General features: G+C 64.1%; 9 protein-coding genes and 1 pseudogene. 6 read left to right on the forward strand and 4 right to left on the reverse strand.

All coding sequences use genetic code 11. The features are described from left to right. The 3 genes and pseudogenes from AYJ54_RS52635 to AYJ54_RS23160 all read left to right on the forward strand — a co-directional run. Positions 1 to 601 (forward strand): annotated as a pseudogene (locus AYJ54_RS52635) (DNA polymerase Y family protein); the annotation flags it as partial. Continuing rightward, entirely contained in the window at positions 598 to 4,077 is a 3,480-nt protein-coding gene (locus AYJ54_RS23155) for an error-prone DNA polymerase (RefSeq protein ID WP_063702485.1), read from the forward strand. The pseudogene AYJ54_RS52635 and the gene AYJ54_RS23155, both read left to right, overlap by 4 nt. A gap of 137 nt (positions 4,078 to 4,214) precedes the next feature. Then, positions 4,215 to 4,916 (forward strand): hypothetical protein, encoded by a 702-nt coding sequence (locus AYJ54_RS23160; RefSeq protein ID WP_063702486.1) that lies wholly within the window; start codon positions 4,215 to 4,217, stop codon positions 4,914 to 4,916. Between the two features lie 219 nt (positions 4,917 to 5,135). Here the strand turns inward: AYJ54_RS23160 and AYJ54_RS23165 are convergent, their stop codons facing one another. Next, positions 5,136 to 5,423: a hypothetical protein gene (locus tag AYJ54_RS23165; protein WP_063702488.1), complete on the reverse strand. Its 288-nt coding sequence runs from the start codon at positions 5,421 to 5,423 to the stop codon at positions 5,136 to 5,138. Positions 5,424 to 5,543: 120 nt separating this feature from the next. Between AYJ54_RS23165 and AYJ54_RS23170 the strand changes: the two genes are divergently transcribed. From AYJ54_RS23170 to AYJ54_RS23180, 3 genes are all read left to right on the forward strand, one after another. Beyond that, positions 5,544 to 6,956 (forward strand): CoA transferase, encoded by a 1,413-nt coding sequence (locus tag AYJ54_RS23170; protein WP_063702490.1) that lies wholly within the window; start codon positions 5,544 to 5,546, stop codon positions 6,954 to 6,956. A 155-nt stretch (positions 6,957 to 7,111) separates the two neighbouring features. After that, positions 7,112 to 8,356 (forward strand): efflux RND transporter periplasmic adaptor subunit, encoded by a 1,245-nt coding sequence (locus AYJ54_RS23175; RefSeq protein ID WP_063702491.1) that lies wholly within the window; start codon positions 7,112 to 7,114, stop codon positions 8,354 to 8,356. Positions 8,357 to 8,386: 30 nt separating this feature from the next. Next, a complete protein-coding gene (locus AYJ54_RS23180) occupies positions 8,387 to 11,503 on the forward strand; it encodes an efflux RND transporter permease subunit (RefSeq protein WP_063702493.1) in 3,117 nt (1,038 codons plus the stop codon). Positions 11,504 to 11,508: 5 nt separating this feature from the next. On the opposite strand, the gene AYJ54_RS23185 is transcribed toward AYJ54_RS23180, so the two are convergent. The 3 genes from AYJ54_RS23185 to AYJ54_RS52640 form a co-directional block, all read right to left on the reverse strand. After that, positions 11,509 to 12,423, reverse strand: a complete 915-nt coding sequence (locus tag AYJ54_RS23185; RefSeq protein ID WP_063702495.1) for an amidohydrolase family protein — start codon at positions 12,421 to 12,423, stop codon at positions 11,509 to 11,511. Positions 12,424 to 12,521: 98 nt separating this feature from the next. Then, positions 12,522 to 13,079: a P-loop NTPase family protein gene (locus AYJ54_RS23190; RefSeq protein WP_063702497.1), complete on the reverse strand. Its 558-nt coding sequence runs from the start codon at positions 13,077 to 13,079 to the stop codon at positions 12,522 to 12,524. A gap of 14 nt (positions 13,080 to 13,093) precedes the next feature. Further along, positions 13,094 to 13,908, reverse strand: an 815-nt coding sequence (locus AYJ54_RS52640; protein ID WP_245329108.1) for a TolC family protein, incomplete at its 5' end; no start/stop codon positions are given.

The following is a 13,908-nucleotide window of genomic DNA, read 5'->3' on the forward strand; positions in this document are numbered from 1 at the left end:
CGATCCCCTCGATCCCGGCTTCGGCTTCGACATGGTGCGGCTGTCGGCGAGCCGCACCGAGATCGTGGTGCAGGAGCAACGCGATCTCGACGCCCATGTCCACGACAATGACGAGCTTTCCGCGCTGATCGACCGCATCGCCGCGCGCATTGGCGGCAAGCGCGTCGTCGTGCACTTGCCGCAGGATACTCATATTCCGGAGCGCGCGGTGCTGGCCGCGCCCGCGCAGCACCATCTCGCCGCAGCCATGCAGGCCGAATGGCCGGCGCGTACCGAGAGTGAGCCGCCGCTGCGCCCGTTGCGGCTGTTCGACAGACCGGAGCCGATCAAGGTGCCGTTCGCAACTGTGCCTGACGGAGCGCCGCATCAATTCACCTGGCGGCGCGCGCTGCATGCCGTGGTGCGAGTGGAAGGGCCCGAGCGCATCGCCATGGAATGGTGGCGGGAGGGCAAGCAGCTCACGCGGGATTATTTCCGCGTCGAGGATGCCGAAGGGCTGCGGTTCTGGATATTTCGCGACGGTCTCTATGATAGCGAGCTCATGGACGAGGAGGGCAAGCCCGTTCCCGCCAACTGGTATGTGCATGGGTTGTTTGCATGAATACGCCTGCTTATGCCGAGATCGGCATCACCACCAACTTCTCCTTCCTGCGCGGCGGCTCGGACCCGCGCGCCTATGTGCATCAGGCCAGCATTTTAGGCATTCCCGCGATCGGCATCGCCGATCACAACACGCTCGCAGGCATCGTGCGCGCCTACAAGGAGCTCGACAATGCCGAGGTGCTGCACAAGCCGAAACTCCTGATCGGTGCGCGCATCGTCTTCATCGACGGCACGCCGGATATCCTGGTCTATTCGCGCGACCGTGCGGCCTATGGCCGGCTGTGCCAGCTTCTCACGAAGGGCAAGCGCGGCGATGACATCACTCGGATCGAGAAGGGCGAGTGCCATCTCGGGTTCGACGATCTTCTGGAGTATGCCGAAGGCCAGCTCCTGGCCCTGACGCTGCCGCACCGCTTCGAGCCGGCGAAAGCGCTGGAGGTTCTCGCCAAGCTCAAGGCGAGCCGCGCCGAAGGCGTGTGGCTGGCGGCGAGCCTGCTCTATCGCGGCGACGACCGGCGCCGCCTGGCGCAGCTCGACGATCTCGCAACGAAAGCGGACGTGCCGCTGCTCGCGACCAACGAGGTGCTCTATCACCATCCCGCGCGCCGTCCCTTGCAGGACGTGCTGACCTGCATCCGGGAAAAGACCACGATCGAGGCGATCGGGAGGAAGCTGGAGGCCAATGCCGAACGGTTTCTGAAGACGCCCCGCGAGATGGCCCGGCTGTTCCGCGATTTCCCCGACGCGATCGCGGAGACCATGCGTTTTGCGAGAAAAATCGATTTCTCGCTTGACCAGCTCAAATACCAGTATCCGGACGAGCCGGTGCCGCCGGGCAAGACGGCACAAGGGCATCTGGAAGACCTGACCTGGGCGGGCGTGCAGAAATATTTTGGCGGCAATATCGACGACAAGCTGCGCGCCACCTTGCACAAGGAGCTCGCGCTGATCGCCGAGCTGAAATACGCGCATTATTTTCTCACCGTGCACGACATCGTGCACTACGCACGCAGCCAGAACATTTTGTGCCAGGGGCGGGGATCGGCGGCGAATTCGGCCGTGTGCTACGTGCTCGGCATCACCTCGGTCGACCCGACCAAGGTCGATCTGTTGTTCGAGCGCTTCATCTCCAAAGAGCGGCTGGAGCCGCCGGACATCGACGTCGATTTCGAGCATTCGCGGCGCGAGGAGGTGATGCAATATGTCTATCGCCGCTACGGCCGTCACCGTGCCGCGATCATCGCCACCGTCATCCATTATCGTCCGCGCAGCGCCATCCGCGACGTCGGCAAGGCGCTGGGTTTGACGGAGGACGTCACCGCCGCGCTCGCCGATACCGTCTGGGGAAGCTGGGGCAAGGGCCTCAACGACATGCAGGTCAAGCAGGCCGGGCTCGATCCCAATAATCCCATGATCAGCCTCGCGGTCGAGCTTGCGACCGAGCTGATCGAATTCCCGCGACATCTCTCCCAGCATGTCGGCGGCTATGTGCTGACCCAGGACCGGCTCGACACCTATGTGCCGATCGGCAACGCCGCGATGGACGATCGCACCTTCATCGAATGGGACAAGGACGACGTCGATGCGCTCAACATGATGAAGGTCGACGTGCTCGCGCTGGGCATGCTGACCTGCATCCGCAAATGCTTTGACCTGATCGACAAGCATAAGGGCGAGCGCTGGGTTCTGGCGAGCGTCCCGCAGGATGATCCCAAGGTCTACGACATGCTGTGCCGTGGGGAATCGCTCGGCGTGTTCCAGGTCGAAAGCCGCGCCCAGATGAACATGCTGCCGCGCCTGAAGCCGCGGACGTTCTACGATCTCGTGATCGAGGTCGCGATCGTGCGCCCGGGCCCGATCCAGGGCGACATGGTGCATCCTTACTTGCGGCGGCGGAACGGCCAGGAGCAGGTGAGTTATCCATCACCGTCACCGGAGCATGGCGACAAGGACGAACTCTACAAGGTGCTGCACAAGACGATGGGCGTGCCGCTGTTCCAGGAACAGGCGATGCGGATCGCGATCGAGGCGGCAAAGTTCACACCCGAGGAGGCCAACGGCCTGCGCCGTTCGATGGCGACCTTCCGCAATGTCGGCACCATCGGGAAATATGAGGACAAGCTGATCGGCAACATGGTCGCGCGCGGCTACGATCCCGATTTCGCCAGAAGCTGTTTTGACCAGATCAAGGGTTTTGGCTCCTATGGCTTCCCGGAAAGCCATGCCGCAAGCTTCGCCCAGCTCGTCTATATCTCCTCCTGGCTGAAGCATTATCATCCCGACGCGTTCTGCTGCGGCTTGCTGAATTCGCAGCCGATGGGCTTTTACGCGCCTGCGCAAATCGTCGGCGACGCCCGCAAGAACGGCGTCGAGGTGCGCGACATCGACGTCTCCTACAGCTTTGCGCAGAACACGCTGGAGAACACCGACAACAAATACTGCGCCGTGCGCCTCGGCTTTCGCCAGATCGATGGGTTTCACTGGCTGGACGAGGATGAGGAGAGATTGAAGCAAATTCAGTCGTCATTCCGGGGCGCGCCGAAAGGCGCGAGCCCGGAATCCATCGAGCAGCATTTGCCTGGAGGAATGGATTCCGGGCTCGCGCCAAGTGGCGCGCCCCCATTGCGCAATTGCGCAATGGGGAATGACAATGTGGAGAGAGACTGGGCCGATCGCATCGTCGCCGCGCGCAACCGCCGGCCCTTCACCTCGCTCGAAGACTTCGCCCGCGACACTGGCCTGCCCAAGCGCGCGTTGATCCTGCTGGCCGATGCCGATGCGTTCCGCTCGCTCGGGCTCGACCGCCGCGAGGCGCTGTGGCAGGTGCGGCGCCTGCCTGACGACGTGCCGCTGCCGCTGTTCGAGGCGGCTACCGCGCGCGAGCAGCCGGACGAGCACGCCAAGCCGTTGCCGGTGATGCCGCGCCCCGAGCAGGTGGTCGCGGACTACCAGACCATCCGCCTGTCGCTGAAGGGTCATCCGATGGAATTTTTGCGGGAGATGTTCACGCGCGAGCGCGTGGTGGCCTGCAAGGACGTCAGTCATGAGAACGAGCGGCGCCGGGTCCGCTGCGCCGGCGTGGTGCTGGTGCGGCAGCGACCGGGCAGCGCCAGCGGCGTCGTCTTCATGACGCTGGAGGACGAAACCGGCATCGCCAATGTCGTGGTGTGGCCGAAGATCATGGAGCGGTACCGCAAGGAGGTGATGGGCGCGCGCCTCATCCTGGTCGAGGGCTATATCCAGAGCAGCCCCGAGAAGGTGACGCATCTCATCGCCCAGCGCATGATCGACCGCTCGCACGATCTGATCGGGCTCGCCAGTGACGCCTTGAGCCGCAAGCATCCGGTGTCGGCGGGAGCCGCCCTGATCGAGCACCTCAACGACGACCGCCGCGACCACGCCGACAGCCCCGCGCAAAGAATCCGCCACCCCCGCGACGTCCGCATCCTGCCGCCGTCGCGGGATTTTCATTGACGGTCATCAACAATCGCGGGAATCGGCCAATTTTAAACCGACGATCGATACGATTTGAATCAAGTCTCTAAGCAAGTTGAAAGCGAGATACGCCTATATTGTTCGCGGAGCCCGATTTGGACATGACGGGGTGATGTTTGCAGCAACAGGAAACGCCGCGACGATCGCGCGGCCTCGCCGTCGCCGCAACGCCGGATCGAAAACCCTCCCGCGTCGACCGGCTGGGCCTCTGGTTGTCCAAAAGCAGCACAATCGACGGGCTTTGGGTTGGGACCACCGAAAGCAAGCCCTACCCGGCACTGCGCCGCGTAGAAGAGGCCCTCCAGCTCATAAAGCGCCATGACGCGCTTAACTATTCCCGCATCATCCGCCACCTCGATCGAATATGGGTGCACCTACTTCCGAGCGCCCAAGCGCACTACGATCGGTCGTTGAACGCTTGCGTCCTCGATGAACGCTATGTTCTCAAGGACGCAATGACGCTTGAGCAACTCGCTTCCACCATAGTGCACGAAGCGACCCATGCTCGACTGGAGGGATGGGGCGTCCAGTATATCGAAGCGATGCGCACCCGGATCGAAGCGATCTGTCTTCGGCGTGAGCTCAATTTCCTCACGAATACGCCTGACAGCGAATTCTTGCGGGATGAAATTGTGCGTACATTGGAATGGTCTGCCGCTGATCGCGACTTTTTCTCTAACAAGAACTTTGAACTGCGACGTCAGGACGGCGAAATCGAAACATTGCGCTACCTGAACGCACCAAACTGGCTCACTCGATGGGCTACGTGGCTGATCCGCAGACGGCGCGATCGCGCGTCTGTGTCGAAAGGGTCTTAATTAGCGCAGTCGCCTCTGCACGTCATTGCAATGACGAGCTTGTTGGAGACGACTGTGCGCGACACTCTCAGTCGTCATACCCCACGAAAGCGGGGTATCCAGTACGCCGCGGCCTCTCGGCTCTATCACCGCTGTCTCTGGAATACTGGATCATCCGCTTTCGCGGATGATGACAGCTCGCGAGATGGCCAACGCATTCACGCGCTGCGACTTCCACCTTCACTCCGGCGCCGCCCCCACCGGCGGGCCGCCGGGCGGGCGATGCAGGAAGGTCAGCGACGCGTAGGCGCCAACCCAGGAGCCGCTCGCGGCGAAAGCGACATAGAGGGCGTTTTCGGTGTAGCTGATCACCGCGTAGGAGGAGAGCAGGTACCAGATCGCACTCCAGGTCGCGGCCGGCACACGCTTGCGCGCGACCACTGCGGAGGTGAACATCACATAGACCGCGTCGGTTGCCGCCGTTGCAACGAACACGGCGCCCGCGGTGAGGGGATCGATGGCGGCCATTGCATTCCTTTCTGCGATCGTGGGATGGTGGTGAAAACCAGAGCTTGATCCGGAAAAGCGCGCAGCGGTTTCCCGAAAAGATCATGCTCAAACAATACCCTAAAAGGGAGAGAAGCAGCCATGCAAAGCCCTGCCGGCATTCTCAGCGACATCTGGACTTCGGCCGGCGGCGATGCGGCCGCGCTCGAACGCGTACGACTGACCGGCGAGGAGCCGCAAATCCCGTCTTCGTTTCGCGTCGCCGTCGCCGGACAAACAACGATCGCTGCTGCAGGTCTCGCGGCCGCCGAGATCTGGAGACTGCGCAGCGGCGAGGCACAGGACGTCTCCGTCGACATGCGCCATGCCGTCGTCGAATGCCGTTCGGAGCGTTATCTGCGCGTCGACGACAAACCGCCGCCGCCGGCCTGGGACGCCATCGCCGGCGTCTACAGGATCGGTGACAACCGCTTCGTCCGCTGCCACACCAACTTCCCGCATCATCGCGACGCCGTCTGCAAGGTGCTCGCCTGCGAGCCGGAGCGCGAGAAGGTGCAGGCCGCGCTGATGCAGTGGAAGGGGGAGGATTTTGAGACAGCGGCTTACGCCGCAGGCGGTGTTGTCGCCCTGATGCGCAGCTACGACGAATGGTCCGCGCTGCCGCAGTCACGCGCGCTCGCCGAACTGCCGCTGGTCTCGATCGAGAGGATCGGCGATGGCCCGCCAAAGCCGTGGCCCAGGGGATTATCAAAGGGCGACCGACCTCTGGCGGGCCTTCGCGTGCTCGATCTCTCCCGCGTCATCGCAGGCCCCGTCGCCGGCCGCACGCTCGCAGCGCACGGCGCGGACGTGCTCCTGGTCTCGGGACCTGAGCTGCCGGCCATTCCATGGCTCACCATCGATACCGGTCGCGGCAAGCTCACGACGTTTGTCGAGTTGAAGAGCGAAGTGGGGCAGGCGCAGTTGCGCGATCTCCTGAAGGAGGCCGACATCTTCTCGCAGGGCTATCGCCCGCGCGCGCTTGCGGCCCTGGGCTTCTCGCCGGAGGACGCAGCCGGCATCAATCCGGGCATCGTCTATGTGACGCTGTCTGCTTACGGCCATGCCGGTCCGTGGGCCGAGCGACGCGGCTTCGATTCCCTGGTGCAGACCACGACCGGCTTCAACCATGCCGAGGGACGGGCCGCCGGCATTGACGGGCCAAAGGAATTGCCGGCGCAGATGCTCGATCATGCCACCGGATATCTGATGGCGTTCGGCGCGATGATGGCGAAGGCCCGTCAGGCCCGCGAAGGCGGAAGCTGGCACGTGCGCGTGTCGCTGGCGCAGACCGGACGCTGGTTGTGGAATCTCGGCCGGCTCGAAGGTGGGCTGAACACCCCGGATATTCCGGGGGACGCCGTACATCTGGCGTTCATCGAGGCCGTGCCATCTGGCTTCGGCACGTTGAAGGCGGTGAGCCATTCGGCGCTGCTGTCGAAAACGCCGGCGCAATGGAGCCGCCCGGCGATGCCGCTCGGCAGCCATCCGGCACAGTGGCCGGCCCTTAGCTGACACGAAGCTGACGCAACAGCTGACGTGGCAAAATTTTAACGCGAACCGAAAGGCTGCCTGCGTTTTTTAGGTTGTTTGAAATCCCAAATCGGCACTATTAGCGCGACCGATGAGGCAGTCATTTGCCGATATCATCGCAGACATGACCGGGCCCCATGTTAGTTCAAAATACCAAGCGATTGCAGGCGCTTAGAAAACAACGGGTGATCACATCCGTAGTTTTACTGGCACTCGCCGGTGCCGCCGTCTATGCCTTCGTCGCAGCGGGGAGCAAGGAGAAGAGCCACTCCGAAATCTCCAGCCAATCGCGCAGGAACGCCCAGAATTTCACGCCGACGCCGTCCGAATGGGCGACGCTGACGATCGAGCCGGTCAAGAGCAAGGCCTTCCGGGCCGAATATGTCACCGAAGGCAAGGTCGCGGTTGACGAGGACCGCTCGACGCCGGTGTTCTCGCCTTATGCGGGCCGGGTGACCAAACTGCTGGTGAAGCCCGGCGAGAGCGTGAAGCAAGGTCAACCGCTATTCACAATCGAGGCCGCCGACACCGTGCAGGCCCAGAACGACTTCATCTCGGCGATGACCGCGCAGAACAAGGCGAAGTCGGCGCTCGAACTCTCCGACATCCAGTACAGGCGCGCCAAGGATCTCTACGAGGGCCACGCCGTCCCGCTGAAGGATTATCAGCAGGCGGAAGCGACCCAGGTCCAGGCGCAGAACGACATGCGCTCCTCGGTGACGGCGCTCGAGGCCGCGCGCAACAAGCTGCACATCCTCGGCTTCACCGACGAGGCGATCAAGGCGTTCCAGGACAAGGGCAGCATCAATCCGGAGATCACGATCTATTCGCCGATCGCAGGCACGGTCGTCCAGCGCAAGATCGGTCCCGGCCAATACGTCAATTCCGGCGCCAGCGATCCGGTCTTCGTGATCGGCGACCTCTCCACCGTCTGGCTCACCGCCTTCGTGCGCGAGAGCGATGCGGCCTCCGTGTGCATCGGGCAGGACATCACCGTCAACGTCATGGCGCTGCCGGGCCGCCCGCTGACCGCCAAGATCAACTATGTCGCTGCCGCGATCGACCCCAACACCCGCCGCCTGCTGGTCCGCGCCACCATCGACAACAAGGACGGCCTGCTCAAGCCGGAAATGTTCGCCAATGTCACGATCTATTCGGCCGGCGACCGCGCTGCGCCCGCGGTGCCGAAGCAGGCGCTGATCTATGAAGGCGACCAGGTCCGCATCTGGGTCGCGCGCGAGGACAAGTCGGTCGAGCTGCGCCAGATCAAGATCGGCCTCGTCAATGGCGACCTCGTCGAGGTGACCAGCAACCTCAAGCCCGGCGAGCAGATCATCACCAAGGGCAGCCTGTTCATCGACCGCGCGGCGTCCGGTAGCTGATCGACGACCCCAAGCACAACGAAGACCTGAATGGATCGCCTCGTCGCTCTTGCCGTCAACCGGCGTTACCTGATGGTCGGCTTGTTCGTCGCCGTGCTGATCGGCGGCCTGATCGCGTTCAACCAGCTCAACATCGAGGCCTATCCCGATCCGACCCCGCCGATGGTCGACATCGTGACGCAGAGCCCGGGCCTGTCGGCCGAGGAGATCGAGCGCTACATCACGATCCCGATCGAGACCCAGGTCGCGGGGCTCAAGAACCTCACGACCATCCGCACCATCTCGCTCTACGGCCTCTCCGACATCAAGCTGCAGTTCTCCTTCGCCTACACCTATGACGAGGCCTTGCAGCAGGTTCTGAACCGGCTGGCGCAGCTCGCGCCGCTGCCGGGGAACGTGCAGCCGCAGATATCGCCGCTCAGCCCGATCGGTGAAATCTTCCGCTATCGCCTCGTCGGCCCGCCGAACTACAGCGTGCTCGATCTCAAGACCATCCAGGACTGGATCCTGCAGCGCCGCTTCCGCGCCGTGCCGGGTGTGATCGACGTGACCGGGTGGGGCGGCAAGACCAAGACCTACGAAATGCAGGTCGACTTCAACAAGCTGATCGCCAACGGGCTCACGCTGCCGCAGGTGCTCCAGGCGGTGAGCAATTCCAACGTCAATGTCGGCGGCAACACCGTCAACATCGGCTCGCAGTCGGCGGTGGTGCGCGGCGTCGGCCTGATCCGCTCCATCGACGATCTCGCCAACACCATGATCGCGCAGACTTCAGGCAATCCGGTGCTGGTCAAGGACGTCGCGACCGTGACCGTGGGCGAGAAGCCACGGCTCGGCATCGCCGGCATCGACGAAGCCGACGACATCGTGCAGGGCATCGTCCTGATGCGCCGCGGCGAGCAGAGCACACCGACCATCAAGCGCGTCGAGCAGCTCGTCGCCCAGATCAACAACTCCACCATCCTGCCGCCCGGCGTGCGCATCGAGCGCATCTACGACCGCAAGGACCTGATCGACCTCACCACCCACACCGTGCTGCACAACATGGTGGTCGGCATTTTGCTGATCGTGCTGCTGCAGTGGATCTTCTTAGGCGACCTGCGCAGCGCGCTGATCGTCGGCGCCACCATTCCGTTCGCGCTGTTCTTCGCCGTGATCATCCTGGTGTTGCGCGGGGAATCGGCGAACCTCTTGTCGGTCGGCGCGATCGACTTCGGCCTGATCGTGGACGCCACCGTCATCATGGTGGAGGCAATCTTCCGACGCCTGACGCAGACCACGCCGCTCACCGAATTCGAGCAGGTGTCGAATGAGACGCTGTTCGGCATGAAGAGCCATGCCATCCTCAGCGCCGCGGCGGACGTCTCGCGCTCGATCTTCTTTGCCGCCGCCATCATCATCGCGGCCTTCCTGCCGCTGTTCACGCTCTCGGGCGTCGAGGGCAACATCTTCGGGCCGATGGCGCGCACCTATGCCTATGCGCTCGCCGGCGGCCTGCTTGCGACCTTCACGGTGACGCCGGCGCTGTCTGCGATCATCCTGCCCGCGCATGTCGAGGAGACCGAGACCAAGGTCATGATGATCCTGCACCGGATCTATTCGCCGGTGCTGCATTGGGCGGTCGCCAACCGCAACATCGTGTTCGGCGGCGCGATCGGACTCGTGGTGATGACAATCGCGCTCGGCCGGCTGCTCGGCCTCGAATTCCTGCCGAAGCTGGAAGAGGGCAATCTCTGGATCCGCGCCACGCTGCCGCCGACCATCTCGCTCCAGGAAGGCAACACCTACGTCAACGAGATGCGCAAGCTGATCCGCAGCCGGCCCGAGGTCGAGTCCGTCGTGTCGCAGCACGGCCGCCCCGATGACGGCACCGATGCGGCCGGCTTCTTCAACGCCGAGTTCTTTGCGCCGCTGAAGCCCGCGAGCGAATGGCCGGGCACGCATGACAAGGAAGAGCTGACCGCACAGCTCCTGAAGCAACTCGACGACCGCTTCCCGGGCGTCGAGTTCAATTTCTCGCAATATCTCCAGGACAACGTCTCGGAAGCCGTATCCGGCGTAAAGGGCGAGAACTCGATCAAGCTTTACGGCAGCGATCTGAAATCGCTGACCGACACCGCCAACAAGATCAAGTCGGTGCTGTCGACGGTGCAGGGCGTCACCGATCTCGCGGTGTTCACCTCGCTCGGACAGCCGACCATCCAGATCGACATCAATCGCGCCAAGGCCGCGCGCTATGGGCTGGCGCCCGGCGACATCAACGCCACCATCAAGGTTGCGATCGGCGGCGACACCGCCGGCGACCTCTACGAGCCGGGAAGCGACCGTCACTTCCCGATCATCGTTCGTCTTGCCCCCGAATACCGCAAGAGCGCGGAGGCGATCCAGAACCTCCGCATCGGCGCGCCCGGGCCGAACGGCACCGTCACGCAAATCCCCCTGAGCGAGGTCGCCACCATCAGCCTCGTCTCCGGCGCCGCCTATATCTACCGCGAGCAGCAGGAGCGCTATCTGCCGATCAAGTTCTCGGTGCGCGAGCGCGACCTCGGCAGCGCGATCCGCGAGGCGCAGCAGAAGATCGCCGACCAGGTGCAGTTGCCGCCGGGCTCGCACATGGAGTGGGTCGGTGAGTACGGCAACCTCCAGGACGCGATCCGGCGGCTGTCGATCGTGGTGCCGATCTCGCTCGCCCTGATCGCGATCCTGCTCTGGTTCAATTTCGGCTCGATGACCGATACGCTGCTCGCCATGAGCGTGATCCCGATGGCGATTTTCGGCGGCGTGCTTGGGCTCGTCATCACCGGCATCCCCTTCAGCGTCTCTGCGGCGATCGGCTTCATTGCGTTGTTCGGCATCGCCGTGATGGATGGCATCATCATCATCTCGCAGTTCAACCAGCTCATCGAGGAAGGCCTCGACCGCATGACCGCGGTGGTGCGCACCGGCGAGTTGCAGCTCCGGCCCGTGCTGATGACCTGCGTGGTTGCCGGCGTCGGCCTGCTGCCGGCCGCGCTGTCGGGAGGCATCGGTTCGCAGGTGCAGAAGCCGCTGGCGGTCGTCGTCGTCACCGGCATGATGCTGGCGCCGGTCGTCATCCTGGTGACGCTGCCGGTCCTGATCTCTTTCTTCTCGCGCCGTGCGCGCTGAGACTGTCAGAACCCGTAGAGACGCGCCGGATTATCGACCAGGATCTTCTTGCGTATCTCCGCATCCGGCGCCCACACTGGGAGCTGGTTGAGCAGGCGGCCGTCGTCGATCTGATAGAGCGGTGCGATGTCGGTCGCCTTGCGTCCCTCGACATGGCTCGAATCCGGATGTGGCCAGTCGGTGCCCCAGACGATGCGGTCCGGATTCGCCGCGATCAGCGCCCGCGCATAGGGCACCATGTCCTGATAATCGGGCGCGAGCTTTGACGAGCGATAGGCGCCGGAAATCTTCACATAGGCCTTGCCGGATTTGACGAGCGCGATCAGGTCCGCAAATCCCGGTTGCTCCAGCCCGAGCGAGGCCTCGAGACCGCCGAAATGGTCGAACACGGCGGGCACGGGCGCGGCCAGCACGAGGTCCTTGATCGCCGTGATCATCGGCAGCGTCGTGTAGAGCTGGACGTGCCAGCCGCGCGCCTTCATGCGCTCGACCGCCGCGGTGAAGCGCTCCCGGCCGACATTGGGATCGCTGATGCCGCCGGTGGCGAGATTGATGCGGATGCCGCGGAAACCGTCCTGCTGCATCGCATCGAGCTGGGCCTCCGTCGTCTTGTCGTCGATCACGGCCACCCCGCGCGCGGTCGCGCCGCGCGCCTTCATGCCGAACAGGGTGGAGGAATTGTCGATGCCGTAGACGCTCGGCGTCACGATCACCACGCGCTCGATATGCAGTGCCTTGTGCAGCGTCGCCATCTCCTCCGGTGATGCCGGCTCCGGTGTGTAGACGCGCCCGGCGAAGAACGGAAACTTCTCGGGATCGCCATGGATATGAGTGTGGCAGTCGCAGGCGTGCAGCGGGACGTCGAAATTCACCGGCGTCGCGGGTTGCGACGCCTTGGCGCGGGCTTCCTTGTGGGGCATGGCTACTCCGGCGGCAAGGGAGGCAAGCAAGATGCTGCGTCGTTGAGCACGGTTGTTTCCGCGCTGCGTTATTCAAAGCTGGCGCTTAGAATATCACATCAACCGATATGCTGCTGCGCGTCATTGCATATCTTCTCGACAACATCCGCAACGGCCCGTGAGCCGTCGACGCGCACGACCCGGCAGGGCAGGCTTGCCAGCCACGCCTCGTGTTTTGCGAGATTGCGGCCTTCGCGGTCGCCCGCTTCGTAATGCGAGGCCCATTCGACGAAGGCTTCGGTCTCATCATGCCGCCAGCCGCCCGACGCGACGGCACCAGCCCCGAAATGGGTGGCCTCGCGGGCCCGCAGGCGCTCCAGCCGAACTTCGCGCGGCGTGATCACGAAGACGACGAGATCGAAGAACGGGACGAGCTCATCGCCCCAGCCGGTCACGGATCCGCTCAGCACCCAATCGAGACGCGGCAGGAACATCTCGCGCATCAGGCGCAGACGCTCGGGAACAGCCCGCGGCGTCTGATAGGGCGGCGCGGTCGGCAGCCAGAAATAATCGTCGCTGTCATGATGCGGAAGCGCAAGCCGGTCGGCGAGCGCGCGGCCGAGCGTTGTCACGCCGGAGCCCGACGCGCCCATCAGATGAATGCGGCAGCTCTTCATGGGCAGTTAAAGCCCTACCGCCCCGACGGCGTGCGCAGGCCGTGCCAGGCGTCGCGGACCTGGTGGTAGTGCACTTCGGGCAGGTAGTCCGGCGTGTTCAGGCTCAACGTCTTGACGTCGAGATGGCCGACGGCGCTGAGCAGTGTGTAGGAGGCGATGACGCGGTCGCGCAGTGCGCCGATCAGCCGGGCCTTGGCCTGGATCAGGTCGGCCTGCGAGTTCAATACGTCCACCGTCGTGCGCTGTCCGCCCGCGGCCTCGCGCTGCACGCCTTGCAGCGCGACCGTCGCTGCCTTCACTTCGGACTCGGAGGCCGAGACCGCGATCTTGGCGCCTTCATTGGCGACCCAGGCGCTGACGGCCGCGGTACGCGCCTGGTTGCGCACCCGGTCGAGCACCAGCCGGCTCTGCGCCGTGACCTCCTTCGCCGCCCGGGTTTGCGAGGCGGCCGTGCCGCCGTCATAGATCGGCGCGGTGACGCTGGCGACGATCGAGGCCTGGTCGGTGGCGAAGGTGCTGAGCGACGGGTCGTTGTCGCGGCTGCGGCTGGCGCTGCCCTGGACGCTGGCGCTCGGCAGCAGCGCGCCTTCGGCGACGCGGATGTTGGTCGAGGCGACGTCGACGTCGAAGCCCGCCGCCGTCACCGCTGGATGCTCGCGGATCGCCATCATCATGGCATCCTCGCGGCTCTTGGGCAGATAGCGGTCGACGACCTCGGCGGGCCGAAGCTGCGCGGGCGGATTGCCGATCACCTGAGCGTAGGTCGCCTGGCTCACCGCAAGCGCGACCTCGGCGGCGTTGAGATCGGAGAGCCCGCGGTTGAGGCGGG

The sequence above is a fragment of the Bradyrhizobium centrolobii genome (genome assembly GCF_001641635.1).
Taxonomy (GTDB): domain Bacteria; phylum Pseudomonadota; class Alphaproteobacteria; order Rhizobiales; family Xanthobacteraceae; genus Bradyrhizobium; species Bradyrhizobium centrolobii.

Bases quoted from the DNA above. Each gene is read 5' to 3' on its own strand.
- AYJ54_RS23155 (WP_063702485.1), top strand. From the start codon at position 598: ATGAATACGCCTGCTTATGCCGAGATCGGCATCACCACCAACTTCTCC.
- AYJ54_RS23165 (WP_063702488.1), bottom strand. From the start codon at position 5,423: ATGGCCGCCATCGATCCCCTCACCGCGGGCGCCGTGTTCGTTGCAACG.
- AYJ54_RS23170 (WP_063702490.1), top strand. From the start codon at position 5,544: ATGCAAAGCCCTGCCGGCATTCTCAGCGACATCTGGACTTCGGCCGGC.
- AYJ54_RS23175 (WP_063702491.1), top strand. From the start codon at position 7,112: ATGTTAGTTCAAAATACCAAGCGATTGCAGGCGCTTAGAAAACAACGG.
- AYJ54_RS23180 (WP_063702493.1), top strand. From the start codon at position 8,387: ATGGATCGCCTCGTCGCTCTTGCCGTCAACCGGCGTTACCTGATGGTC.
- AYJ54_RS23185 (WP_063702495.1), bottom strand. From the start codon at position 12,423: ATGCCCCACAAGGAAGCCCGCGCCAAGGCGTCGCAACCCGCGACGCCG.
- AYJ54_RS23190 (WP_063702497.1), bottom strand. From the start codon at position 13,079: ATGAAGAGCTGCCGCATTCATCTGATGGGCGCGTCGGGCTCCGGCGTG.